General features: G+C 54.6%; 27 protein-coding genes. 8 read left to right on the top strand and 19 right to left on the bottom strand.

Annotation, left to right across the window (positions count from 1 at the left end):
• Positions 1-24: 24 nt before the first annotated feature.
• The 13 genes from OGV50_RS09050 to yghX all read right to left on the bottom strand — a co-directional run bounded on the left by OGV50_RS09050 (position 25) and on the right by yghX (position 11,696).
• Complete coding sequence (locus tag OGV50_RS09050) at positions 25-708, bottom strand: molybdate ABC transporter substrate-binding protein (protein ID WP_200073968.1); 684 nt, start codon at positions 706-708, stop codon at positions 25-27.
• Positions 708-1,760, bottom strand: a complete 1,053-nt coding sequence (locus OGV50_RS09055) for an ABC transporter substrate-binding protein (protein ID WP_104868186.1) — start codon at positions 1,758-1,760, stop codon at positions 708-710. Before OGV50_RS09055 ends, OGV50_RS09050 begins: the two co-directional genes overlap by 1 nt.
• A 79-nt stretch (positions 1,761-1,839) precedes the next feature.
• Complete coding sequence (gene hybG, locus OGV50_RS09060; RefSeq protein ID WP_012135123.1) at positions 1,840-2,088, bottom strand: hydrogenase maturation factor HybG; 249 nt, start codon at positions 2,086-2,088, stop codon at positions 1,840-1,842.
• Positions 2,089-2,105: 17 nt separating this feature from the next.
• The gene (gene hypA, locus OGV50_RS09065) at positions 2,106-2,447 is read right to left on the bottom strand and encodes a hydrogenase maturation nickel metallochaperone HypA (protein WP_012135124.1); all 342 of its coding nucleotides are present in this window, start codon (positions 2,445-2,447) and stop codon (positions 2,106-2,108) included.
• Positions 2,440-2,931 carry a hydrogenase-2 assembly chaperone gene (gene hybE, locus OGV50_RS09070; protein ID WP_114848337.1) on the bottom strand — a complete coding sequence of 164 codons (492 nt, stop codon included), beginning with the start codon at positions 2,929-2,931 and terminating at the stop codon, positions 2,440-2,442. The genes hypA and hybE overlap by 8 nt, the downstream gene beginning before the upstream one ends.
• Positions 2,924-3,418 carry a HyaD/HybD family hydrogenase maturation endopeptidase gene (locus OGV50_RS09075; RefSeq protein WP_012135126.1) on the bottom strand — a complete coding sequence of 165 codons (495 nt, stop codon included), beginning with the start codon at positions 3,416-3,418 and terminating at the stop codon, positions 2,924-2,926. The genes hybE and OGV50_RS09075 overlap by 8 nt, the downstream gene beginning before the upstream one ends.
• Positions 3,418-5,121, bottom strand: a complete 1,704-nt coding sequence (gene hybC, locus OGV50_RS09080; protein ID WP_012135127.1) for a hydrogenase 2 large subunit — start codon at positions 5,119-5,121, stop codon at positions 3,418-3,420. Before hybC ends, OGV50_RS09075 begins: the two co-directional genes overlap by 1 nt.
• The gene (hybB, locus tag OGV50_RS09085; RefSeq protein WP_012135128.1) at positions 5,118-6,296 is read right to left on the bottom strand and encodes a Ni/Fe-hydrogenase cytochrome b subunit; all 1,179 of its coding nucleotides are present in this window, start codon (positions 6,294-6,296) and stop codon (positions 5,118-5,120) included. Before hybB ends, hybC begins: the two co-directional genes overlap by 4 nt.
• Positions 6,286-7,272: a hydrogenase 2 operon protein HybA gene (gene hybA / locus OGV50_RS09090; RefSeq protein WP_024130950.1), complete on the bottom strand. Its 987-nt coding sequence runs from the start codon at positions 7,270-7,272 to the stop codon at positions 6,286-6,288. Before hybA ends, hybB begins: the two co-directional genes overlap by 11 nt.
• Positions 7,273-7,274: 2 nt before the next feature.
• Positions 7,275-8,393, bottom strand: a complete 1,119-nt coding sequence (gene hybO / locus OGV50_RS09095) for a hydrogenase 2 small subunit (RefSeq protein ID WP_012135130.1) — start codon at positions 8,391-8,393, stop codon at positions 7,275-7,277.
• Between the two features lie 187 nt (positions 8,394-8,580).
• Entirely contained in the window at positions 8,581-8,868 is a 288-nt protein-coding gene (locus tag OGV50_RS09100) for a DUF2623 family protein (RefSeq protein ID WP_012135131.1), read from the bottom strand.
• 83 nt (positions 8,869-8,951) lie between these two features.
• Positions 8,952-10,592 (bottom strand): methyl-accepting chemotaxis protein, encoded by a 1,641-nt coding sequence (locus tag OGV50_RS09105; protein ID WP_199976910.1) that lies wholly within the window; start codon positions 10,590-10,592, stop codon positions 8,952-8,954.
• A 216-nt stretch (positions 10,593-10,808) separates the two neighbouring features.
• Positions 10,809-11,696 carry a YghX family hydrolase gene (gene yghX, locus OGV50_RS09110; protein WP_286488502.1) on the bottom strand — a complete coding sequence of 296 codons (888 nt, stop codon included), beginning with the start codon at positions 11,694-11,696 and terminating at the stop codon, positions 10,809-10,811.
• A 156-nt stretch (positions 11,697-11,852) separates the two neighbouring features.
• Here yghX and OGV50_RS09115 point away from each other — a divergent pair, with 156 nt between their 5' ends.
• Entirely contained in the window at positions 11,853-12,893 is a 1,041-nt protein-coding gene (locus OGV50_RS09115; RefSeq protein WP_286488503.1) for an aldo/keto reductase, read from the top strand.
• 63 nt (positions 12,894-12,956) lie between these two features.
• Here the strand turns inward: OGV50_RS09115 and OGV50_RS09120 are convergent, their stop codons facing one another.
• A complete protein-coding gene (locus OGV50_RS09120) occupies positions 12,957-13,460 on the bottom strand; it encodes an ESA_00282 family adhesion-associated protein (protein WP_012135136.1) in 504 nt (167 codons plus the stop codon).
• 104 nt (positions 13,461-13,564) lie between these two features.
• Between OGV50_RS09120 and OGV50_RS09125 the strand changes: the two genes are divergently transcribed.
• Together OGV50_RS09125 and OGV50_RS09130 are read left to right on the top strand one after the other, a co-directional pair.
• Positions 13,565-13,969, top strand: a complete 405-nt coding sequence (locus OGV50_RS09125; protein ID WP_012135137.1) for a hypothetical protein — start codon at positions 13,565-13,567, stop codon at positions 13,967-13,969.
• Between the two features lies 1 nt (position 13,970).
• Entirely contained in the window at positions 13,971-14,393 is a 423-nt protein-coding gene (locus tag OGV50_RS09130; RefSeq protein WP_047461188.1) for a hypothetical protein, read from the top strand.
• Positions 14,394-14,515: 122 nt separating this feature from the next.
• Here the strand turns inward: OGV50_RS09130 and exbD are convergent, their stop codons facing one another.
• Both exbD and exbB read right to left on the bottom strand, forming a co-directional pair.
• Entirely contained in the window at positions 14,516-14,941 is a 426-nt protein-coding gene (gene exbD / locus OGV50_RS09135; protein ID WP_012135139.1) for a TonB system transport protein ExbD, read from the bottom strand.
• 6 nt (positions 14,942-14,947) lie between these two features.
• The gene (gene exbB, locus OGV50_RS09140; protein WP_024130953.1) at positions 14,948-15,682 is read right to left on the bottom strand and encodes a tol-pal system-associated acyl-CoA thioesterase; all 735 of its coding nucleotides are present in this window, start codon (positions 15,680-15,682) and stop codon (positions 14,948-14,950) included.
• Between the two features lie 251 nt (positions 15,683-15,933).
• Here exbB and metC point away from each other — a divergent pair, with 251 nt between their 5' ends.
• Complete coding sequence (gene metC, locus OGV50_RS09145; protein ID WP_024130955.1) at positions 15,934-17,121, top strand: cystathionine beta-lyase; 1,188 nt, start codon at positions 15,934-15,936, stop codon at positions 17,119-17,121.
• Positions 17,122-17,252: 131 nt separating this feature from the next.
• Positions 17,253-17,912, top strand: a complete 660-nt coding sequence (gene yghB, locus OGV50_RS09150) for a DedA family general envelope maintenance protein YghB (protein WP_012135142.1) — start codon at positions 17,253-17,255, stop codon at positions 17,910-17,912.
• A 47-nt stretch (positions 17,913-17,959) separates the two neighbouring features.
• On the opposite strand, the gene OGV50_RS09155 is transcribed toward yghB, so the two are convergent.
• Positions 17,960-18,859: an AraC family transcriptional regulator gene (locus OGV50_RS09155; protein ID WP_137675730.1), complete on the bottom strand. Its 900-nt coding sequence runs from the start codon at positions 18,857-18,859 to the stop codon at positions 17,960-17,962.
• 171 nt (positions 18,860-19,030) lie between these two features.
• Here OGV50_RS09155 and yqhD point away from each other — a divergent pair, with 171 nt between their 5' ends.
• The 3 genes from yqhD to OGV50_RS09170 all read left to right on the top strand — a co-directional run bounded on the left by yqhD (position 19,031) and on the right by OGV50_RS09170 (position 21,701).
• The gene (yqhD, locus tag OGV50_RS09160; protein WP_286488504.1) at positions 19,031-20,194 is read left to right on the top strand and encodes an alcohol dehydrogenase; all 1,164 of its coding nucleotides are present in this window, start codon (positions 19,031-19,033) and stop codon (positions 20,192-20,194) included.
• A 103-nt stretch (positions 20,195-20,297) separates the two neighbouring features.
• Positions 20,298-21,125 carry a 2,5-didehydrogluconate reductase DkgA gene (gene dkgA, locus OGV50_RS09165; RefSeq protein ID WP_012135146.1) on the top strand — a complete coding sequence of 276 codons (828 nt, stop codon included), beginning with the start codon at positions 20,298-20,300 and terminating at the stop codon, positions 21,123-21,125.
• A 114-nt stretch (positions 21,126-21,239) separates the two neighbouring features.
• Complete coding sequence (locus tag OGV50_RS09170) at positions 21,240-21,701, top strand: HIT family protein (protein WP_049009960.1); 462 nt, start codon at positions 21,240-21,242, stop codon at positions 21,699-21,701.
• A gap of 57 nt (positions 21,702-21,758) precedes the next feature.
• Here the strand turns inward: OGV50_RS09170 and OGV50_RS09175 are convergent, their stop codons facing one another.
• Together OGV50_RS09175 and ftsP are read right to left on the bottom strand one after the other, a co-directional pair.
• Positions 21,759-23,930: a YgiQ family radical SAM protein gene (locus OGV50_RS09175; RefSeq protein WP_012135148.1), complete on the bottom strand. Its 2,172-nt coding sequence runs from the start codon at positions 23,928-23,930 to the stop codon at positions 21,759-21,761.
• Positions 23,931-24,034: 104 nt separating this feature from the next.
• Positions 24,035-25,447 carry a cell division protein FtsP gene (gene ftsP, locus OGV50_RS09180; protein WP_012135149.1) on the bottom strand — a complete coding sequence of 471 codons (1,413 nt, stop codon included), beginning with the start codon at positions 25,445-25,447 and terminating at the stop codon, positions 24,035-24,037.
• Positions 25,448-25,492: the final 45 nt, after the last annotated feature.

Here is a 25,492-nt window from a genome sequence, read left to right on the forward strand (position 1 = left end):
CCACGGGTTTGTGATAGTCGGCGTTTAATTAAACCCATGTTGCACGAGAATCAGTCCTGCCGGAGTGGAAAGCAGAAATTCGGCAAGCGGTTTTCCGCGCGCCGTCAGACAGGCAAACGCGTACTCAGCGATCGGATTATACGGTTCAGGAATATCAACCACGCGCAGGGTACTGATTTGCCGCAGTCTGGGGGCATAGCTGGCATAACCAATAAAAACATCCGTGTGATCGTGGTCGATTAACCATTGCGCCGCCAGCGCTCCGGCGGGAAGCAGCAAAGAATCCCGGCCGCCGACCAGCGCCACAGCACGCGAGCGGATCGCCTCGCCGACGGCTCCCATTCGCGAAAAAAGCTGTTGCGTGTAATCACCGGAAGGATCGCAGCCCGGCGTTGATGTGCCAATTCGCAGATCCTCGCGCATCAGCAACGACCGCCAGTCGTCGCCCTCCCGCATAACGTCAGCACGCACGGTCAGGCAGAGGCGATTCAGCGCAAAGGACGAAACCGACAGCGCCCGCCCGCTCGCCAGCAGCGCCTGCGGATGCGCCACATTAGCCGAGGCGAAAAAGTCGCACGGCTCACCGGCTTCAATCCGTTCACGCAGCAATCCCGCCGGGCCGAAATCACAGCGGATCGTCTCTGCCTGAAAACAGGCCATTAGCGGTTGCCAGACGGCACGCAGACTGCCTGCGGCAAGGATTTTCATCAGTCAACGCCCTGATAGTCAGTGCGATAAAAACGCTGATACCAGTCATTCGCGACCTTGCGCATATCAATATCCTGGAATTTCTGCGGATAGAGTTTTTTCGCCATCCACAGCTCGCCAATGCCCATCGCTTCCGGCATCGGATAGCCCCAGGCCTTCGCGTAGTCCGGCATCAGATAGACGCGATGATTTTTCACCGCATCAATCACCTGCCACTGCGGGCTTTGCAGGATCTCATCCACCACTTTCGGATAGCGATCCTGAACAAAAATCACCTGCGGATTCCAGGCGATAACCTGCTCCATTGCGACCTGCTTAAAGCCTTTGATGGTCGATGCCGCCACGTTCAACGCCCCCGCGTGCGCCATCATCAGGCCAGTATATTTACCGGAGCCGTAGGTGGTCAGTTCCGGGTTCGCCATATAGGCGCGAACGCGTTGATCTTCCGGGATGTCTTTCAGGCGATCGCTCACCATCTTGCGCCCCTTATCCGTTGCGGCAATCAGCGCTTTTGCTTCGTCAGGTTTATTGACGATATCGCCAATCAGCGTGATCCCTTCACGCAGCCCTTGATCGTAAGCCTGCTCTTCATCCGTCATTGTCGGGTTCATTTTAGCCTGTTCGCCCGCCGCATCATGGCGCAGAGAAATCGCCACCACCGAAATGCCCAGGCTGCTGATTTTGTCGATCATTTCCTGCGGCGCATAGTTAGTGACAAACACCACCTGCGGATGCAGCGCGACCAGTTTTTCCGCATCAACGTGGGTTAAATCACCCAACGCGGCTTTCGTTGTCAGCTCCGGCGCCAGGCGGGCATAACCGTCGCCAAGCTGTTGTTTCCAGTTCGCCATCACGCCAACAATTTTGTCGGTGGCGTTCATCTGCACCAGCAAATTCAGCGTCTGATGCTGGAGTACCACCACGCGATCCACCGTATCCGGGACGGTAACCTGGCGACCAATCTGATCGGTAAACGTACGCTCGGCCTGAGCCATAAACGGCAGGGAAAAAAGCAACGCCAGCAGGGAGAGCTGGCGTAAGGATTTAAACATGGGAGATGTCCTCACAATCGATATATATATTAGTATACAACGATTGCAAGGCCGCTTGATAGATTGCCTTCAGGGATTATCAGGCGCTGGTAACGTCATACTCCATTCGGCGTAGCGCGTCTAATGTGGCTTTGGCTTCCTCTTCATCAATGATGCTCATGGCAAATCCCACATGCACCAGCACCCACTGCCCCACCAGCGTTGCAGGGCTGTCTTCGCAGATCAGGGCAATATTCACATCACGCTTGATGCCGCACACTTCAACCTGCGCAAGCTGGTGAATATCTTCACCAACGGACAGAACCTGCCCCGGGACTCCAATACACATAGTTAACCACCTGGACGTTATTCCACTTCAATACTTTTCACTTTCAGCGAGTCGCCGGTATCCACCCGCAGACGATCGCCCTGACAGTGTGGGCACTGCGCGTCATGCTGCGTGATTTCAACCGCCTGGCTGCAATCCCAGCACCACGCCTGAGCGGGTTTATAGTCGATGTGCAACGCACACCCCTGCGCGAGCGTACCCTGGCAAACGATATCAAAGCTGAAGCGCACGGCGCTCTCTTCTACGCACGAGAGCGCGCCAATTTCCAGCCATACGCCGGTGACTCGCGTCACGCCATGCTGTTCCGCCTGCTGCTGGATAATCTCAACCGCGCTCTGGCACAGGGACAGCTCATGCATGCTCGCCGCTCCGGCGTCCAAACAGCAGCGCACGACGCCCTGCCAGCTGCGGCGCATCGGGATCGCTGACCGGCAGCGACAGCAGCATCCGCGCGCAGTCGTCCGCCAGACGCATCCCCTCTTGTGCCGACATACCGTGATTGAGCGGCGACATCAGCGAGCAGGAGAGGTATTGCGAAACTCCGTCCAGTTCACCAACGGTAAAGGTCATTGCGCCATACGGCAGACGCAATCCGAGTTTTTCACTGACTTTGCGTACCGGCCAGAGCTGATCGGGGCCGGGGAAAATCAGCGCGCTCAGCATCCACGGCGCGATCACGCAGCCCGTCCACTGCCCTTCAAACAGGGTGAAGTCAGAGACATACACCGGCATATTCGGGTGCAAAAACGAGAGATCGTGCATTGAGCGTCGGGCAATCTCTTCAAACGCCGCCTGAACCTGCATTCTCGGGGAGGACGGGAACCCTGAAATTTCCTCAGACATGCGCAGCCTCCCGTGGAATAGCCTCAACGCCTGACTCGCGCAGCGCGGCAAGAACCTGCGCCATAGCAGGTTCAATCATCGCTTCAACCGTTGGCGTCAGGCCGATATGCGGCTCCAGCGATTCCGGGATCACGCCGATCAGCGTCAGCTTTTTCGGAAACTCGCCAGTGAAGCGCAGGGCCGACAGAACGTCGGCCAGGCCAAGCTGATGCGGTGAGATTTTGTTGGTGAACAGCGCAGGCACCTCATCATCACGCAGGATCATAAGGGTTCCCGGCGTGTTCTTTCTCGACACAATGGCGTCCGCGATGATCAGGTGATCTCTGTCCGCCATATCGCCAAGAAGCTCCATTCCCGCCGTGCCGCCATCAAGGATCTCCACGAAATCCGGCAGGATGTAACGCTGTTCTAACGCTTCAACGATACGCACCCCGATGGCTTCATCGGTCAGCAAAATATTGCCGACCCCTAACACTAAAATCCGCATTACAGAACCTTAACTGAGACGACTTCGTTCCCGTCAGCGTCCACTACGTGCACCGCGCACGCCATGCAAGGGTCGAAGGAGTGAATGGTACGCACCACTTCCAGCGGTTTTTCTGGATCGGCGATCGGCGTCCCCACCAGCGACTGCTCGTACGGCCCCACTTCATCGTTAAAGTTACGCGGACCGGAGTTCCAGGTGGACGGAACCACCGCCTGGTAGTTGCTGATAATGCCGTCTTTAATGACCATCCAGTGAGAAAGCATACCGCGCGGCGCCTCAAGGAAGCCCACCCCTTTAAACTCACCCGTCGCCGGGATATCCGGTTTAACGAACGTGGTGTGGTCGCCTTTCCCGATATTGGCGATCAGCGCGCTGTACTGGTTTTGCAGAATACCCTGCAACTCGCAGCAGTGAACGGTGCGGCCAATGATACGCCCCAGCGTGGAGTGCAGTTGCGCCACTTCCAGCGTTTTACCGGTCAGTTTCTGGTAGATCGCGATGATTTCATTCAGTTTGGCCTTCGTGGACTCGCGTCCCGCCGCCAGTTTAACCAGCATATTGGCCAGCGGCCCCACTTCAACGGTTTTGCCGTAGAAGGTCGGGGACTTAACCCACGAGTATTTACCGTCATCAGACCAACCGGTGTATTCCGGGACGGTAGTCCCTTCCCACGGTTCCTGCGGCGCTTCGTCTTTGTACCAGGCGTGCTTCGCGCTCTCCTGAATCCCTTTAATCAGGTATTCATCGGAATGCGAGGCGATCGGGCGATACGTCGACAGATCCGCATTCTGGATATAGCCGCCAGGGAACAGGAAGCTGCCGTTTTTACCGTCGGTCGGAAATTCCGGCGCGCTCAGATAGTTAACCGCGCCTTTTCCGCGCTCCAGCCATTCTGGATAGAACGCCGCGATTACCGCCGTATCCACCTTGTAAACCTGCTCAACAAAGTCGCTCAGCTTGTCGATGAAGGACTTGATGTACATCAGGCGTTCAAGGTTCAGCACGCCGAGACCGTCGAGGTTGATCGGGTTCGCCACCCCGCCCACCGCCAGGTTCTGGATGTGCGGCGTTTTACCGCCCAGCAGCGCCACCACGCGGTTGGCGTCACGCTGGCATTCCAGCGCTTGCAGATAGTGCGCGACCGCAATCAGGTTCACTTCCGGCGGCAGTTTCATCGCCGGGTGTCCCCAGTAGCCGTTAGCGAAAATCCCTAACTGGCCGCTGGCAACGAGGTCTTTGATCTTGTTCTGCACCTTCGTGAACTCTTCAGCGCTATTCAGGTGCCAGCTCGACACGCCGTTCAACAGCGCCGATGCTTTCGCCGGATCGGCTTTCAGCGCAGAGGTGATATCCACCCAGTCCAGCGCAGAAAGCTGGTAGAAGTGCACAATATGGTCATGGGTAGTATGCGCCGCCAGAATGATGTTACGGATGTACTGCGCATTGACCGGAACGTCAATCTTCAGCGCGCTCTCCGCCGCACGAACGGAAGAGATCGCGTGGGTCGTGGTGCATACGCCACAGATACGCTGCACAATCATCCAGGCATCGCGCGGATCGCGATTCTTCACGATCTCTTCCATGCCGCGCCACATGGTGCCGGATGCCCATGCTTTTGACACCACACCGTTTTCGATTTCGCAGTCGATGCGTAAATGACCCTCAATACGGGTTACCGGATCAATAGTAATTCTCTGGCTCATGCTTTGCTCGCCTCATGACGATTGTGATCGTTTTGTTTTAATGGAGGAAGTATCGGCAGTAGACGAATGAGTAAGATGTATGCACAAATCTCAATAGCCACAAAACCAATAGAAATCAGCAGTTCTTCCCAGGTGGGGAAGTAGTGGTAGCCGCCGCCGGGATTGAACGCCACCAGCGAGTAGGACATACGCCACGTTGCGCAGCCCAGCAGCATACTAAGGGCGGACAGATACAACATCCGCGAGTCGCCGCGCAGTTTCGGCAGACGGAGCACCACCAGCGGGAAGACCATCAGCAGGACTTCAACCCAGAACAGTAAGGAGTAGTAGTCACCGGCAAACGCATAAGAGAGCTTGTCGCGGTAAATCAGTTCACCAAAACGGCACACGAGGAACAGCGCGATGAAAACGCTGATAGTACCAGTCAGCTTGATAAACAAACTTTTCTCATCCGGGCCGTTGCCTTTTAAGCCGCTCTGCACCAGAGAGCCTTCAAAAATAACGATGGAGAAACCCATGATGAAAGCGGTGAACAATGAGAACAACGGCAGCATTTCATAGCTCTGCCACAGCGGATGTACTTTAATACCGGCGGCAATCATCAACGATCCCATTGACGACTGGTGCATGGTCGGCAGCAACGCCCCGAGAGCGATAACAAAGAACATCACTTTGTTCAGACGCTTAAGCGAGACTTTCCAGCCCAGGCGTTCAAACAACGCGGGGGCAAACTCCAGCGCCATCACGCCGATGTAGATGGTCATACAGACCGCCGTTTCAAACAGCACCGAGTTCACATTGAAGTGCCCTGGGATGTAGAAATACGGCAGGTTCCAGTAACGACCAACGTCAATGGTGATCGACAGCCCGCCCAAAGAGTAACCGAACAGGCTTGCCAGCAGCGCCGGGCGCACCAGTGGATGGTATTGCCCCCGGTTGAAGACATACACCGCCCACGCCAGCGCCCAACCGCCGCATGCGAAGCCGGTGCCGATCAGCAGGTCAAAAGCGATCCACACGCCCCAGGGGAAGCCGCCGTTCAGATCGGAGACCGATCCCAGCCCGAAGACCAGACGTTTCACAATGAGAAGCATGCACAGGACGACAAGCGGCCCGAAGATGATGATCGGTTTACTGATTATTTTCCCGCCCAGCGGTTTAGGATCATGACTCATGATCGTCTCCTCCGTCGTGATGCTCGTTTTTCGTATTACGACGAACCATCACGGTTAAGCCCGCCAGCACAGCCAGTGGCAGCATCATGCCTTTATACAGGGTGTGTTGAATGTGTTCAGAACGCGCGCCAGTTGACAGATCGGCCAGTTGAGGGAGATCCAGATTCTGGTAAGGAACGCCGGTCAGCACCAGCACCTGCGTGCCGCCGCCCTCTTTTTCACCGTACAGATGCGGGTAATACTTCGGTACGGTATGCAGATACGTATCGCCAGTCTGCAACGTCTGGCGCGGATAGTGGTATTCGCTGCCAGGCTTCAGCGCCAGGCGTTTTTGCGCCTCCGCCATTAGCTCTTCTCGCGTACCAAAAATCACCGCGCCCGCCGGACATACCTCAACGCACCCCGGCAGACCGCCTTTGTCCAGGCGTTCAACGCCCTTCTGGTTGCACAGTTCACACTTGTGCAGCGCGCCAAACGGGTTGTTGTAGTCGTATTTCGGCACGTTGTACGGGCAGGCGACCATGCAGTAGCGACAGCCAGTACAGACGTCTTTGTTGTAATGAACGATGCCGGTTTTCGGATCTTTCTTCAACGCGGATACCGGGCAAACGGAGACGCAGTTAGGGTCAACGCAGTGCATACACTGTTTCTTAATGTACGCGTAGCCGTTCTCTGTCTGATCTTTATTGACGCCACTTCCGCTATGCCACACCTGAATGATGTTATTGGTGTAAGGCGACAGCTTGTCGTTATTCGACCAGGTTTGCGCCCCTTCCGGGTTACGCGCCGGGAAGTTGATATCCTGGCATTTGGTCACACACGCCTGACAGCCCACGCACAGCGTCGAGTCATACAGCATCCCCAGGGAACCCGGGATGGGCGGACGGTTTTCCGCAGCCGCATGGCTGATGGACGGCGACGCGCCCAGCAGCAATGCCCCGCCAGAGGCTGCTTTAATAAAGTTACGTCTGTTCACGGTTATTCTCCCCGTGAGTCAGCGTTATCTTTCTTCTGCTGACGCCCCAGTTCACGTACTGCCATCACACTGACACCGGCAACCAGCCCAACCACGCCGCCAAGCAGCCCGACGGCACCTGCGGAAATGTGGCCGCCCTCTTTCAGGTTGACATCCGGCTTCTCGGAACGCGGGGTTTGATTTTCCACATGGGCGAGTTGGTGGATGCCTTTATGAAAGCCAACGCCTTCCTCGTTACAGCCGTAGCAGGGGTGTCCAATCGCCACCGGCCATACTCCGCCGACATCGCAGAACTGCAACGTCGAACAGTTGCCGTAGGTTTCAGGCCCTTTACAGCCCAGATGGTAGAGGCACCAGCCTTCACGGTGGCCTTCATCGCCGAACTCTTTGGCGAAGCGACCGGCATCAAAATGCGGGCGGCGTTCGCAGTGTTCGTGAATCAGACGGCCATAGGCGAAGGTTGGACGGTTTTTGGCATCCAGCTTCGGCGGTTTACCGTAAGTGATGATGTGGGCAACCGTTGCCAGGAAGTTATGCGGGTTCGGCGGGCAGCCCGGGATATTGATAACGGTTTTGCCCGGCAGGACTTCCTGCAACCCGACGGCGCCGGTCGGGTTTACGCCAGCGGCAGCGACGCCGCCCCACGCGGAACAGGAGCCGATCGCGATAATCGCCGCCGCGCCTTCCGCCGCCTTGCGGATGTGATCCACAATCGGCTCGCCGGCAACCATGCAGTAAATACCGTTATCTTTTAATGGGATGGAACCATCGACAACCAACACATACTGCCCTTTATACTTCTCCAGAGCGTTATGCTTGTTCTCTTCAACCTGATGGCCGAAGGCGGCGGAGAGGACCTCGTGGTACTCCAGAGAGATCGTTTCCAGAACGAGGTTTTCTACCGTTGGGTGGGTCGCGCGAAGGAGCGATTCGGTACATCCCGTACATTCCTGAGCGCCGATCCAGACGACGGGCGGGCGCTGCGGACGGGAAACCGATTCGGCCATTTCTGCGGCGGCTTTGCTACTGAGCCCCATGGTTGCGGCCAGTGCTGCACAAAGCTTCATGAAATCACGACGATTAACGCCGTGAGAAGTGATGAGAGTATTATCTCCAGTCATTTTATTGTTATTCCGTTGCAAAGACCTGGCTCTATTTTGCACCGTTCACAAATAACTTATTGCGATCGGCGCGCCATTTACCACACTTTCTTTATGGTTATTGAACCATGATACTTTGACGGAACAACAAAACGAAGGAGTAAGACAATAGTGTAATTAATTAAACCGGGGTAATACCCCCTTCGGATCAATTTTCGAGACGATAACCCGCCATAAAGAACCGGATAGTCGTATTCGATTGATTCTCCCGAAAGAAGTCCATCACCATATCTTTGTCCAGGCCATAACGGCGCGTCAGAATCCCCGCTTCCCAGGCGCTTAATTGCCGATCGCCGGTTTTTTCAAACATGCGATGCGAAAATCCTAATACAAATCCGCGCTTATAATCAGAACAAAAACCCGCCACGTTACGCGCGCTATCGGCACACGTTGCGTTTAATCCGGCCATCAGGCCCTTACCAAAATGATTGTCCATGATACCTCCAATCGCTATATAACAAATTATATAGCGATTTTTTAAGCGAACGCCAGAGGTATCACATACTTTTTTTTACCGGATCAGAAGGCGACCCATTCATCGCCTGACTTCTCGGCAGACGCCCCACGCGGACTGGCTGGAGAGACCGTTTTCGCCGGGCTGATTTGCGCGTCATTATGAGAAAGCCGGAACTGTTGCACAGAGCGTTGCAGCTCTTCCGTTTGCCGTTCCAGCGCCGCCGCTGCCGCAGAAACTTGCTCCACCAGCGCGGCGTTTTGTTGGGTCACGCTGTCCATCTGGGTTATCGCCACGCCAACCTGAGAGATCCCTTTGCTTTGTTCCTCAGAAGCGGCAGCGATCTGCTTCATGATGGTGGTGACTTCAGTTACTCCGCGCAGAATGGCCTCCATCGTCGCGCCCGTCTCCTGCACCAGCTGCGCGCCCTGCTCGACACGACGCACGGATTCAGCGATCAGCGTTTCAATCTCTTTGGCGGCCCCGGCGCTACGGCTGGCAAGATTACGCACTTCACCGGCGACGACCGCAAACCCACGCCCTTGTTCACCGGCTCTGGCGGCTTCAACGGCGGCGTTCAGCGCCAGAATATTGGTCTGGAAGGCAATACTGTTGATGACATTCGTAATTTCGGCGATCTGTCTGGAGCTGGCTGAAATACCGTCCATCGTCTCGACCACCTCAGAAACCAGCGTGCCGCCTTTTCCGGCCGTCGCGGAAGCGGCATCAGCAAGCTGACTGGCCTGGCGCGCATTATCCGCATTCAATTTCACCGTCGCGGTGAGCTGTTCCATGCTTGCAGCGGTCTCTTCCAGCGCCGCCGCCTGCTCTTCCGTACGGGAAGAGAGATCGTTGTTACCGCTGGAGATCTCTGTCGCGCCGCGCCAGATATTGTCACTGCCTGAACGAATCGAGCTGACCGCTTCTCGCAGACTATCCTGCATCGCGCTCAGTAGCGGCACCAGACGACCGACACAGTTACGGCCAAACTCTTCAATCGGCTGGCTCAGATCGCCTTGCGCAATCTGGCGGAACTGTTGGCGAATGCGCGCCAGCGGTTTCACTAACATCGTGACCAGGTAACGGTCGGTAAAGAAGAGAATCACAATTCCCAGAATAACGGCGGTGATAATCAGGGTGCGGATAATTGACGTTTTGCCGTCCACCATCACGCGGGTGCTGTCCAGCATCGTGCCGGCCGCGCTGTTAAAACGTTCTGCGCTGGCGCCGAAGGCGCGGCTCAGGGCGGGGGTGACATTATTCGCCTGTTCTGCAAATTCGGTGAGCGTACCCTGCTGCGCCAGTTGCATCTGCGGCGCGACGCCCTTATCAAGCAACGCCTGCCAGTTTGCCAATACCGCAGCGGCGATCTCCGGGTCCATCGGCCCTGGAGAGAGCGTTTTCATCTCTTCCAGCTTTTTGCTCATATTGTCCAGCGCCTGCTGTACTGGTACAAAATCGGGCGTACCGCCGCCGATTTTAACGTCCATCGCACGGCTTAAACGCGTGACAAAACGAAAATACTGATCGTTCCCCTGACTTAGCACCGTCATCTGACGCACAATATGACGATCGATATCATTCCCTTCCGCCACTTTAGATAATGCATGGACGCTGAATAAACCAACGCCCGACCAAAGAAGACAGAAGAGCCCCAATATTGTCAGCATGACAATACGAATAGTGAAGTTTTGCAGCAAACGCATAAGAATTTCCTTGCCATACTTGAGGGATTCGCCATCAGGCGACACTTATCCTCGTTATCGGCAGAGAATGCAGAATATATACTTTCTTTATTGTTTTTTTACTTAACTAAGTATACGAATCATCGTCATCACGCTATTCCTGTGAATGCTTATAAAGCATAACGGCATTATTATGCCGCAAAGCAATATGCCGCACCTGAAATAATCGTTTGTTTTTCATTGTAAATATTTCTCAAACCAGGCCAGAGTGCGCGCCCAGGCCAGATCCGCTGCGGCCTTATCATAGCGGGGAGTCGAATCATTATGAAAACCATGATTCACCCCAGGATAGATATACGCTTCATAGACTTTATTATTCGCCTTCAGCGCCGTTTCGTAGGCAGGCCAGCCTTCATTAATTGAGGTATCTAACTCGGCGTAATGTAATAATAAAGGCGCATTAATTTTAGGTACATCTGACGCCGGAGCCTGACGACCATAAAAAGGAACGGCGCACGCCAGTTCTGGATAGGCCACCGCCGCCGCATTTGATACGCCGCCGCCATAGCAGAATCCCGTAATAGCCACTTTTCCGCTGGCCGCCGGATGACGCTGCATAAACTCAATCGCGGCAAAGAAATCATTCATTAATTTTGTGGGATCAACCTGCTGTTGTAATTCCCGGCCCTTATCGTCATTACCGGGGTATCCGCCTACCGAGCTTAATCCATCAGGCGCCAGCGCAATATAACCCGCTTTCGCCACGCGTCGTGCGACATCCTCAATATAGGGATTCAGCCCCCTGTTCTCGTGTACGACCACGACCGCAGGCGTTTTCCCCGTCGCCTTCGCCGGTTTCACCAGATAGCCGCGCACCTCGCCATGCCCGTTCGGTGACGGATACGTAATGTATTCCGGCAAAATGTCCGGGTCGGTAAAGTCCACCTGCACCGCCAGCGCGTAATTCGGCTTCATGAGATTAAACAGCGCAAGCGCGGTCACGCCGCCGACGGCATACTTTGCCGCGAGGTTAAGAAACTCGCGTTTAGAGATTTTTCCATGTGCATAGTAGTCATAGTAATCGAGCAACTCCTGCGGAAAGTCTTTGGCAGTCAGACGCGGCATAGTTTCACTCCTGAATTGATGTTTTTTTAAGCAAAGCATAACGACGTGTTTTTGCCCAATTTTTCGCATCAATGTGACCTGACGAACGGGATAAACCCCGTTGAGCCGCTAGAATAGAAACGTTGTTTTGAAATTCACTTTCTCTAAGGAGATGACATGGCCTGGTTAGCCAACCCCGAACGTTATGAGCAGATGCTTTATCGCTACTGCGGTAAAAGCGGTTTGCGTTTACCCGCGCTATCGCTGGGTTTGTGGCACAGTTTCGGCCACGTTCAGGCGCTGGATTCACAGCGTGCGCTGCTGCGTAAAGCCTTTGATTCAGGCATCACCCATTTTGATTTAGCCAATAACTACGGCCCGCCGCCGGGAAGCGCAGAAGAGAACTTTGGCCGTTTGCTGCGGGAAGATTTTGCGCCGTATCGCGATGAGCTGATCGTTTCCACCAAAGCGGGTTATGACATGTGGCCTGGGCCATACGGCTCCGGCGGGTCGCGTAAGTACCTGCTCGCCAGCCTCGATCAGAGCCTGAAGCGGATGGGGCTGGACTATGTCGATATCTTCTATTCCCACCGTGTCGATGAAAACACGCCGATGGAAGAGACCGCATCCGCGCTGGCGCAGGCGGTACAAAGCGGTAAGGCGCTTTACGTCGGCATCTCCTCCTATTCGCCTGAGCGAACTCAACGAATGGCGGAACTGCTGCGCGAATGGAAAATCCCGCTGCTGATTCATCAGCCTTCCTACAACCTGCTCAACCGCTGGGTGGATAAAAGCGGCCTGCTGGATACGCTGGCGGCCAACGGCATGGGTTGCATTGCGTTCACACCGCTGGCTCAGGGATTGTTAACCGGAAAATACTTAAACGGTATCCCGGAAGGTTCACGTATGCAGCGTGAAGGGAAAAAAGTTCGCGGTCTGACGGAGAATATGCTGACGGAAGCGAATCTGAACAGCCTGCGTTTACTCAATGAGATGGCGCAACGTCGCGGCCAGTCAATGGCGCAGATGGCGCTTAGCTGGCTGTTGAAAGATAATCGCGTGACGTCGGTGCTGATCGGCGCCAGTCGACCAGAGCAGCTGGAAGAAAATGTGCAGGCATTGTCGAACCTGACATTCAGCACTGACGAGTTAGCGCAAATCGATAAACATGTCGCGGACGGCGAGCTGAACCTCTGGCAAGCCTCATCGGATAAATAACGCTTTCGGGCACGCGCGCCGGGTGGCGGTTTCGCCTTACCCGGCCAACGTCAGGCGCGTTTATTAAACCTCTTCCGGTTTGATTAGCGGCCGCTGATATTCAGGCCACACCAGAGCAACCAGGGAGGGATACGCCTCCAGGCTAAATTCCCGGAAACATTGCCGCAAGTTAAGTACATCCAGATCGGAATGCGGAACCTTTTCCCCGTTCAGACAACGCTTTTTAATGTTGTCATAATATTTATAGACCGCAGAGTTGAGATCGCTGCAACGGCGCTGCGCATCAAATAACCCCGGCGTGCCGTTTAGTTCCGCCATCGTCATCCGCTTTATCGTTGCGTGAAGAAAATCAATATATTCGTGATTGACTCGCCAGTACCATACCGGTGTAATAGTATTCATGAGCGACGAAAAATGATCTTCGCCCTCCTCTTTGGACAAGGGTTCCGCTTGATTTACTGGATTAGACGCCTCAGCAGAGCGCTGTTTATTAAATTCGTGCATCAAGAAAAGCACGCCACCAGTGAGTAATAGCAGAGTGATAATAGAATAAAAAATGCTGTTCATATGTCGACTCCATTTTTTTTGATTTTAAAATTACACCATGCTATTGTCAACGAGACCTGCCTTATAAAAAACAATATACTATTGATAGTAAAGGACATTCCAACATGCTTCCCGAGCATCTTGTGCCGACTCGTTTTCATTTATCTGCCTCGCCAGGCGATGCTGAGACCGTAGAAAATAGTGAAAATTTGACTCAGGGAAAGAAAACGCTGAGCGATTACGAGCCAGATATTTTAATTAGCGCCACACCGACTGGTCAATCTAAAAACATGTTACTTGAAGAACGTGACCGTCATTTAAAAGACCGGCTTTATCGCGTAGCTAAAATTGAGACGTTTGCTCGTCTTATTAATAGCCTACAGGCGGAAGGCGATGTTGATGCTCAGGCATTAAGTAAAATTCTGGCAGATGCCACAACAAAAATAAACGATCACGGCAATGAAATTTGGCTTAATCTCATAACCAGAGAGAAAAACTCTCCCGTTTTTTATTCTCTGGAAGAGAAATAATATGAAAGACGTTGAAGATAATAATGTTTATTTAGCTTTAGATAATAATAAAAGCGATGAATTTATCTTAAAGCAAAATCTTAAAGCGCTTATCGCCAATAAAAACGCGACCCTCGAACAGGTGGCGCAGGAGATCGTGTCGATTCCCGCCGCGTTAGTGCGGCTGAAATGGCAAAATCGCCGCGAAATCTATGCGCTCCAGGTCAAAGAAGAGATCTACGGTTCGGTTATCAATACGATTATTGAGCAACATCCCGAGATGCGGGACAAAATCATGGCGCGCCTGGAGAGCACATATCAGCACTTACTGGCGCGAGAAACGGCGACCCTGCGCCTGACCCGTAAGCTATCCGATGGCGATTACCGAACGACCAATATCACCACCGTCGCGCTGAATGAAAAACGTTTTCCCACGACGAAGTAATCTGGCGAGTCAGCGATACCGCATCATGCAGGCCTGGTAAGCGCAGCGCCATCAGGCAATAAAAAAGCCGGGTACGGCTTGCGCCCTACCCGGCCTGTCTGTCAGCCCATCAGCAACAACGATTACTTCGCTTTTGCGACCTCTTCACCCACGAGACCAATTTTCAGGTAACCCGCCTGGTGCAGCGTATCCATCACTTTCATCATTGTTTCATAATCAACGGTTTTATCCGCACGGAAGAAGATCGTCGTGTCTTTCTTCCCTTCGGTTAACGCGTTCAGCTCGCCGATCATGGTTTCATCCGTTACCTGATCGTTGCCGATAAACATGCTGTTGTCGGCCTTCACGGACAGATAAACCGGTTTTTCCGGGCGCGGCTGCGGGGTGCTGGTGGACGCAGGAAGATTCACCTTCACGTCCACCGTTGCCAGCGGCGCGGCCACCATAAAGATAATCAGCAGAACCAGCATGACGTCGATAAACGGCGTCACGTTGATTTCATGCATTTCACCGTTATCGTCCAGATTTTCATTAAGACGCATTGCCATGGAACATTATCCTACACGTAATTTCTGCGCGGTACGTACCGGCTGAGCGGAAGCGCTCGCGTTCAGATCCAGATCGCGGCTTTGCAGCAACAGAATCTGTGCTGCCACGTCGCCCAGCGTCGCTTTGTAGCTGCCGATCTGACGTGCGAAAATGTTGTAAATCACAACCGCAGGAATTGCCGCGACCAGGCCGATTGCCGTAGCCAGCAACGCTTCCGCGATACCCGGCGCGACAACCGCGAGGTTGGTGGTCTGGGTTTGCGCGATGCCGATGAAGCTGTTCATGATGCCCCATACCGTACCAAACAGACCGACAAACGGAGAGATAGCGCCGATGGTCGCCAGGTAGCCATTACCGCGTCCCATATGACGGCCAACCGCCGCTACGCGACGCTCCAGGCGGAACCCGGTACGCTCTTTAATACCTTCGTTGTCTTCACTGCCTTCCGACAGTTCCAGCTCGTTCTGCGCTTCATAGAGCAGCTGTGAGCTTAAACTTTTTGCCGCGAATGCGGAGGCAATATTGCTGGCCTGGTCTAAAGAACGCGCTTCAGCCAGCTGCTGTTGTTCACGCTTGAGCCGACGCTTCTGCGTAAAGAACTCAAGACTCTTACTGAAGAAGATAGCCCAGGTGACTACTGACGCCAGAATCAGACCAATCATCACGCACTTAACCACGATGTCGGCGTGCTGATACATACCCCAGACGGAGAGATCCGTCTGCATCAAATTATTACCCACTCTGTATCTCCAGGACGCAAATCACAAATTCTGAGCGTAATAATATCAAAACGACGTCGAATTGATAGTCGTTCTCATTACTATTTACATAGTGCCGCACCTTTGGTTTCTTTTCCTTGCGCTTACGCAGTAAAAAAGTCACCAGATGTCATTTTGAGAAAATTTTCTGCTTTATGCCGATTCTTCAGGATGCGTCACTCATCATTCATGATAGTTTAGACATCCAGACGTATAAAAATGGGTACTCCAACATGGCAGAAAAACATCTTGAAACCAAACTGGTGAGCGCAGGACGCAGCAAAAAATACACGCTGGGATCGGTGAACAGCGTCATTCAGCGCGCCTCCTCGCTGGTATTTGACACCGTAGAAGCCAAAAAGCACGCCACCCGCAACCGCGCCAATGGCGAACTTTTCTATGGCCGTCGCGGAACGCTAACCCATTTTTCGCTACAGGAAGCCATGTGCGAACTGGAAGGCGGCGCCGGATGCGCGCTCTTCCCCTGCGGCGCGGCGGCTGTCGCCAACACGATTCTGGCCTTTGTGGAACAGGGCGATCACGTCCTGATGACCAACACCGCTTACGAACCCAGTCAGGATTTTTGCACCAAAGTTCTCGCCAGACTCGGCGTGACGACCGGCTGGTTTGATCCGCTGGTCGGCGCGGATATCGTGAAGCATATTCAGCCCAATACGAAAGTAGTGTTTCTCGAATCCCCTGGCTCCATCACGATGGAAGTGCATGACATCCCGGCGATTGTCGGCGCGGTGAGACGCGTTGCGCCAGACGCCGTCATTATGATTGATAACACCTGGGCGGCGGGCGTGCTGTTTAAAGCGCTGGATTTCGGGATCGATATCTCCATCCAGGCAGGAACGAAATACCTGATTGGTCACTCGGATGCGATGGTCGGCACAGCCGTGTCTAATGCGCGTTGTTGGGAGCAATTACGCGAAAACGCCTATCTGATGGGGCAAATGCTGGACGCGGATACCGCTTATATGACCAGCCGTGGGCTACGTACGCTGGGCGTGCGCTTGCGCCAGCATCATGAAAGCAGCCTGAAAGTCGCCGAGTGGCTGGCGAATCACCCTCAGGTCGCCCGCGTTAATCATCCCGCCCTTCCTGGCAGCAAAGGCCACGAATTCTGGAAGCGCGATTTCACGGGCAGCAGCGGGTTGTTCTCGTTTGTGCTGAATAAAAGGCTGAGCAATGAGGCGCTTTCCGCTTATCTGGATAATTTCAGCTTGTTCAGCATGGCCTACTCCTGGGGCGGCTTTGAATCCTTAATTCTGCCTAACCAGCCGGAACATATCGCCGCCATTCGTCCCGAAGGCGACGTTGATTTCACCGGCACGCTGATCCGTTTGCACATCGGTTTAGAGAATGTTGACGATCTGATTGCAGATTTAGCCGCAGGATTCACGCGTATTGTGTAAAGTTTCCGGTCATGGACAGAATTGCAGACACTCCGGGCAGAAAAGTCTGCATTTGTTGCGTCCGGGATCAAGGCATCCCGGGCAATTCAGGAGTACAATAGCCCCATAAACGCGGTTCCACAGGAAAGTCCATGGCTGTCATTCAAGATATTATCGCTGCGCTCTGGCAACACGATTTTGCCGCGCTGGCGGACCCACACGTTGTTAGCGTTGTCTACTTTGTGATGTTTGCCACGCTATTTTTAGAAAATGGCCTGCTCCCGGCCTCTTTTTTACCCGGAGACAGCCTGCTCTTACTGGCAGGCGCGCTGGTTGCACAAGGTGTCATGGACTTTGTCCCCACGATCCTTATTCTGACGACAGCCGCCAGTCTCGGCTGCTGGCTGAGCTATATTCAGGGGCGCTGGCTGGGAAATACGCAAACGGTGAAAGGCTGGCTGGCGCAGCTTCCCGTTAAATACCATCAGCGCGCGACCTGTATGTTCGACCGGCACGGCCTGCTGGCGCTGCTTGCCGGGCGCTTTCTGGCGTTTGTGCGCACCCTGCTGCCCACAATGGCGGGGATTTCAGGGTTGTCCAGTCGCCGGTTTCAGTTTTTTAACTGGCTGAGTGGGCTGCTGTGGGTCGGCGTGGTGACCAGTTTCGGCTACGCGCTCAGCATGATCCCGTTCGTGAAACGTCATGAGGATCAGGTGATGACGTTTTTGATGATCCTGCCGATTGCCCTGCTGGCCGCCGGTTTGATCGGCACATTATTCGTCGTGATCAAGAAGAAGTATTGCAGCGCCTGATTTGCTGATTGCCGGATGGCGCTTACGCTTATCCGGCTTACACATGATTAGCTTCCCTGCATCATTCTCATTCGTGCCGCATCCTCCCCCGGCGTTACGCCAAAATAGCGTTTGAACTCCCGACTGAACTGCGACGCGCTCTCGTAGCCGACGCGCATCGCAGCGGCGCTGGCTTTCATCCCGTCGTGAATGATCATCATCCGCGCTTTATGCAGACGATAGGTTTTCAGGTACTGCAACGGCGAGGTACTGGTAACGGATTTAAAATTATGATGGAACGCCGAGACGCTCATGTTGGCTTCCGCCGCCAGTTGCTCAACGTTCAGGTTCTCGGTGTATTTGGTTTCAATCCGCTTCAGCACCCGGCTAATCAGGCTGAAATGGGTCTGACGGCTGACCAGCGCCAGCAGCGCGCCGCCACGCGGCCCCATCAGAACGTGATACAGAATTTCGCGAATAATCTGTTTCCCCAGAATGCGCGCATCCAGCGGCCTTTCCATCACATCTAACAGGCGTTCCGCCGCACAAAGAATGTCATCCGACAGCGTGGCGGAGTTAATCCCGCTTGCCGCCATCGACGGTTGAAACAGATCGTCCTCGCCAATGTCCATCAGCAACTCCTGCAATTGCAGGATATCAACATTCAGACGAATCCCCGCGAGCGGTACTTCCGGCGTCGCATAAGTTTCACATTCAAAGGGTAAAGGTACTGTCAGCAGCAGATATTCATTGGCATCGTACTGAAATACGCGTTCATTGATATAACCGATCTTATGCCCCGAAAAGAGAAATATGATGCCAGGCTGATACATCACAGGTGTGCGCAACCCCGGCTCCGTGCCGTAGAGCAGACGCACGTCGGGCAGGCAGTCGTTCAGGTTATTTTGATTGTTTATCAGCTGCTTAATTTTATCTGTCAGCAACAGGCAGATGGCTTCACGGTTCATGGCGCGCTTTTTTCTCATCGGTTTACGACGCGTTGATTGTGCGCAAATTTATCTTTTTTCTCCAGCGCTCTGGAGAAATGGGCAAGACATTGGCAGAAATGAGCATTGAAATGTTCACCATCAGGCAGACATTCGCCTGCCCACTTTTTTACCCACATAAGGGAACGAGCAATGAACAACTTTAATCTGCATACCCCAACCCGCATTCTGTTTGGTAAAGGCGCGATTGCCGATCTGCGCGATCAAATCCCTCAGGGCGCCCGCGTATTGATCACCTACGGCGGCGGCAGCGTGAAAAAGACCGGCGTACTGGATCAGGTACATGACGCGCTGAAAGGTCTGGACGTGCTGGAATTTGGCGGCATCGAGCCAAACCCGTCTTATGAAACGCTGATGAACGCCGTCAACATTGTACGTGATGAGAAAGTGACGTTCCTGCTGGCGGTCGGCGGCGGTTCCGTGCTGGATGGCACTAAATTTATCGCGGCGGCGGCGCAATATGACGAAGGCGTGGACCCGTGGCGCATTCTGGAAACCCGCGGCAACGACGTGAAAAGCGCCGTACCGATGGGATCGGTGCTGACGTTGCCGGCAACGGGTTCAGAATCTAACTCCGGGGCGGTAATTTCCCGTAAAACCACCGGCGATAAGCTGGCCTTTATGACGCCGTTCGTCCAACCCGTGTTTGCGGTGCTCGATCCGGTTTATACCTACACCCTGCCGCCGCGCCAGGTTGCTAACGGCGTTGTGGATGCATTCGTTCACACCGTTGAGCAGTATGTCACTTACCCGGTTGACGGAAAAATTCAGGATCGCTTCGCCGAAGGTATCCTGCTGACGCTTGTCGAAGAAGGCCCGAAAGCGCTGAAAGAGCCGGAAAACTACGATGTCCGCGCCAACGTAATGTGGGCGGCCACTCAGGCGCTGAACGGTCTGATCGGCGCGGGCGTCCCGCAGGACTGGGCAACGCATATGCTGGGTCATGAGCTGACGGCGATGCACGGCCTTGATCACGCGCAGACGCTGGCTATCGTCCTGCCTGCGCTGTGGAATGAAAAACGCGATACCAAACGCGCCAAACTGTTGCAGTACGCAGAGCAAGTCTGGAATATCACCGACGGTTCCGACGATGCGCGTATTGATGCCGCCATCGCCGCCACCCGCCGCTTCTTTGAACAAATGGGCGTACCGACTCGCCTGTCTGATTACGGTCTGGACGGCAGTTCCATTCCGGCATTGCTGGCAAAACTGGAAGCGCACGGCGGTACAAATCTGGGTGAACATCAGGACATTACGCTGGATGTCAGCCGTCGGATTTACGAAGCGGCTCGCTAAGGTTTTTTCGCCTCTGGCTTTCGTTTTTGGACATTTCGTCCAGACTTAAGTCACACAACCTCACCGGAGTTTGCTCCGGTGAGATCGCATAAAGGAGGAACGCATGGCTAATCCAACCGTTATCAAGCTACAGGATGGCAACGTAATGCCACAACTGGGCCTGGGAGTCTGGAAGGCAAGCAATGAGGAAGCAATTTCCGCCATTCATAAGGCGCTGGAAGTGGGATATCGCTCCATTGATACCGCTGCGGCGTACAAAAATGAAGAAGGCGTCGGAAAAGCGTTAAAAGATGCCGGTATCGACCGGGAAGAGCTGTTTATTACCACCAAACTGTGGAATGACGATCAGAAACGCCCTCGAGAAGCCTTGCAGGAAAGCCTGGATAAGCTCCAGTTGGATCACCTCGATCTCTATCTGATGCACTGGCCCGTTCCGGCTATCGACCATTATGTTGACGCCTGGGAAGGGATGATTGAACTGCAAAGAGAGGGGCTGGTGAAAAGCATCGGCGTGTGTAACTTCCAGGTAAACCACCTCCAGCGTCTGATCGATGAAACCGGCGTTACACCGGTGATCAACCAGATCGAATTGCATCCGCTGATGCAACAGCGTCAGCTGCATGCCTGGAATGCGACGCACAAGATCCAGACCGAGTCCTGGAGCCCGCTGGCGCAAGGCGGCGCAGGCGTTTTCGATCAGAAAATCATTCGCGATCTGGCGGATAAGTACGGTAAATCTCCGGCGCAAATTGTGATCCGCTGGCATCTGGATAACGGGCTGGTGGTGATCCCTAAATCCGTCACCCCTTCACGTATTGCGGAAAACTTCGACGTCTGGGATTTCCGTCTCGACAAAGACGAATTAAGCGAAGTGGCCAAACTTGACCAGGGTAAACGCCTGGGGCCGGACCCGGATCAGTTCGGCGGCTAACCTTCCTTTCCGGCCCGACATTTCTGTCGGGCTTTTTGACTACCAGGCGGGTTTGGTAGAAAGTGTTGAGTCTGTACGCGACGCAAATTGTGAACTCAGCAACGGAGAAAAGGAATGAGCTGTATTTTTTGCCAAATCGTTGAGGGTAAAGCCCCCTGCCATAAGATCTGGGAAGACGAGCATCATCTGGCCTTCCTCTCCATCTTCCCTAACACCGACGGTTTTACGGTGGTGATCCCGAAGAAGCATTATCCCAGCTATGCGTTCGACTTGCCGCCGCAGGCGCTGGCCGATCTGATGCTTGCCACCCAAAAAGTGGCGAAAAAGCTGGATAACGCCTTCCCGGACGTGGGACGTACGGGAATGTTTTTTGAAGGATTTGGCGTGGATCATGTGCACAGCAAGCTCAGCCCCATGCACGGCACCGCTAACCTGAACGAATGGAAGCCTATTGAATCGCGGCAGGCGAAATTCTTTGAACAGTACGAAGGCTATTTGTCATCGCATGACCACGAGCGAGCGGATGACGAAAAACTGGCAGCGCTGGCCGCCAGAATTCGTGAAGCGAACGCGTAATCCGTCCGTTTGCCGGATAGCGGTGCAGGCACCTTATCCGGCAAACAGCTAACGGGTTTAACGTCCGGCTACCTTGCTGCGTTTTTTATTGCTTGCAGGCGTCTGACGCTGATGCGCCACTGGCGTATGCTTAGTCAACGCCGGGCGCGTATTGCGGTTCTGACGACGGGCTTCACGCATCTCGTCCAGCGTAGGCGCCGGAACCAGACACTCGCGACGACTGCCAATCAGATGCTTTTTCCCCATCTCTTCCAGCGCCTGGCGAATCAGCGGCCAGTTCGCCGGATCGTGGTAACGCAGCAGCGCTTTATGCAGACGACGCTGTTTGTCGCCTCTCGGCACCACCACGTCTTCACTCTTATAGCCAATTTTACCCAGCGGGTTTTTCCCGGTGTAATACATGGTCGTTGAGTTCGCCAGCGGCGACGGATAGAAGTTCTGCACCTGATCCAGACGGAAGCGATGGCGTTTCAACCACAGCGCCAGATTCACCATATCTTCGTCCCGCGTACCGGGGTGCGCAGAGATAAAATACGGGATCAGGTACTGCTCTTTCCCGGCCTGTTTTGAGTAAAGGTCGAACAGTTCTTTGAAGCGATCATAGCTGCCCATGCCCGGCTTCATCATCTTCGACAGCGGCCCTTCTTCGGTATGCTCCGGCGCAATCTTCAGATAGCCGCCCACATGATGGCTCGCCAGTTCTTTGATATAACGCGGATCTTCAACGGCAATGTCGTAACGCACGCCGGAGGCGATCAGGATCTTCTTGATGCCTTTCAGATCGCGGGCGCGGCGATAGAGGTTGATCGTCGGCTCATGGTTGGTATCCATATGCGAGCAGATATCCGGGTACACGCACGACAGGCGGCGGCAGGTTTGTTCCGCGCGCGGCGACTTACAGCGCAGCATATACATGTTGGCCGTCGGCCCGCCGAGATCGGAAATCACGCCGGTAAAGCCCGGTACGGTATCGCGGATCGCTTCGATCTCATTGATGATCGAATCTTCTGAACGGCTCTGAATAATGCGGCCTTCGTGTTCGGTAATCGAGCAGAACGAGCAGCCGCCGAAACACCCGCGCATGATGTTAATCGAGAAGCGGATCATTTCGTAAGCCGGAATGCGGCTGTCACCGTATGCCGGATGCGGCACGCGCTTATACGGCAGCGCAAAAACGCTGTCCATCTCTTCGGTAGAGAGCGGAATGGCGGGCGGGTTGATCCAGATATAGCGATCGCCATGCTTTTGCATCAGCGCACGCGCGCAGCCAGGGTTGGTTTCGTGATGCAGAATACGCGACGCGTGCGCATACAGCACCTTATCGCCCTTCACCTTCTCAAAGGACGGCAGCAGCACGTAGGTTTTCTCCCACGGCTTCGGACGCGGCGGCTGAACGGTCACGGCTTTGGCTTCCTGCTTTTTCGGCGCAACCGGTTTGTTATCCGCGCACGGCAGATCTTCGCCATACGGATGGGGGATCGGATCAATTTTCCCCGGCGTATCCAGACGCGTGGAATCAACCCCACTCCAGCCCGGCAGGGCTTCTTTAACAATAATCGCGGTGTTACGCACATCGCGGATCTGGCCGATCGGCTCCCCCATTGCCAGGCGGTGCGCAACTTCAACCAGCGGGCGCTCGCCGTTGCCGAACATCAGCATATCGGCTTTCGCATCCACCAGCACCGAGCGGCGTACGGTATCAGACCAGTAATCATAGTGCGCGGTACGACGCAGACTGGCTTCAATACCGCCGAGGATCACCGGCACGTCTTTCCAGGCCTCTTTACAGCGCTGGGTATAGACCAGCGTCGCACGATCCGGGCGCTTGCCCGCCACGTTATCCGGCGTATAGGCGTCGTCATGGCGCAGTCGGCGATCGGCGGTATAACGGTTGATCATCGAGTCCATGTTGCCCGCTGTGACGCCGAAAAACAGATTCGGTTTCCCCAGACGCATAAAATCATCTTTGCTGTTCCAGTCCGGCTGGGCGATGATGCCGACACGGAAACCCTGCGCTTCCAGCATACGACCGCAAATCGCCATCCCAAAGCTCGGATGATCGACATACGCATCACCGGTAACCAGAATAATGTCGCAGCTATCCCAGCCAAGTTGATCCATTTCGTCGCGTGACATCGGCAAAAAAGGCGCGGGACCAAAACAGGCCGCCCAGTATTGAGGCCAGGAGAAAAGATCTCTGTCTGGCTGGATCAGGGATATTGCGCTCATAATGCTTCCAAAAAAATGGTAAAAAAATAATCAAAGGCCGGGGATTATATGCCGGAACGAAAGAGAAAGGTATTCACTTCTCGCCCTTGCGGGCGAGGGAAGATTTACGGCGCCGGGTTCACCAGCATTTGTCCGATAGACCCCCGGTCGGCCATTTCCAGCGTCTGGCTGTTGAAGTAGAACGGGAAGTGCGCCCAGGAAGGCTGTCCGTAATAAACCAGCAATTCCACCTGTCCGTCCACCCATACCGTATCTTTCCAGCCCCGATCTTCCGGGAACGGCATGGCGCCATTGACGTTGCGGATCAGGAAAGAGACACCCTCAATATGGAAGGGCTGCGGCATATCGGCGCGAACGGTCCAGCGCTCCCAGGAACCTTGCTGGGCGGTGATATCAATGCGGTTGACGTCCCACAATTGCCCGTTGATGCCGGGATCGTCCCCGAGGCTGATATCCCGGCTGCGAATCGGCGCGCCGCTGACAATCTCCGTTGGCAATAAACGCATCGGCAGGCTGTCAGTCACCAGCGGCAGCAGCCCGGTTGGCCGTAAGGTCAGCACCAGCGTAGAGACCAGAATGCTGGAAGGTTCAAAGAAGCCACGGATGCGATCGACAATACTGGCCGCTTCCCCGCAGGTGATCGACACCTCATCGCCATTGGTCATATCGACCAGAATTTCCCGGCGTTCACCGGGCGCCAGCGACAGTTGTTTGACGGACACCGGCGCGGGTAAAAGGCCCTGATCGCCAGAAATAACATGCAGCGCGCGACCGTCGCTCATTTGCAACTGGTAACGGCGAGAGTTTGACGCATTCAGCAAGCGCAGGCGTACCCAGCCGCGGGAAACTTCCACGTAAGGACTTTGCGCGCCGTTGACCAGCAGCGTATCGCCAACAAACCCGCCGCTGCCCGGTTCGCTGTACTCCGGCGTACCGAAATTATCCAGCCGCTTATCCTGGATAATGATCGGGAAATCATCCACGCCGTAATGATTGGGGATCGGCAGCGATTTGCTGACCTCATCCTCGATCAGCCACATCCCGGCAAGGCCGTTATAGACCTGCTGCGCGGTACGGTTTGGCGTATTGGCGTGATACCACAGCACGGCGGCGTTCTGACGAATCGGCAATACCGGCGCCCAGTCAGCGTTGGGCGACATCATCCGCGCAGGGCCGCCCATCAGCGGCCCCGGCACCTGCAATCCGCTGACGGTCATGGAGACATTTTCAGTCAGACGGTTGCTGTAGATGAGCTTAACGTCATCCCCTTTCCAGACGCGAATCGTCGGCCCCAGGTAACGCCCGTTAATCCCCCAGACGGGCGCGCGCGTACCCTGCGTAAAGGACCAGTGCGCGCGCTGCAACGTCATAAACAACGGCTGCCCGCGACGGGACTCCAGCAGCGGCGGAACGGGCAGAGGCTGCTGCTGACCGGCTGCATTAGCCTTCAGCGGAACGGCACCGGCACACAGTGCGATCCCCGAAGCCTGAATGAACTGACGCCGACTGAGTGACATATAAGCTCCATTTAAAACAGACAAAGAGTGCGCAGGAAGTCGTTT

Source organism: Citrobacter sp. CK180 (assembly GCF_030333655.1).
GTDB classification, from domain to species: domain Bacteria; phylum Pseudomonadota; class Gammaproteobacteria; order Enterobacterales; family Enterobacteriaceae; genus Citrobacter_B; species Citrobacter_B koseri.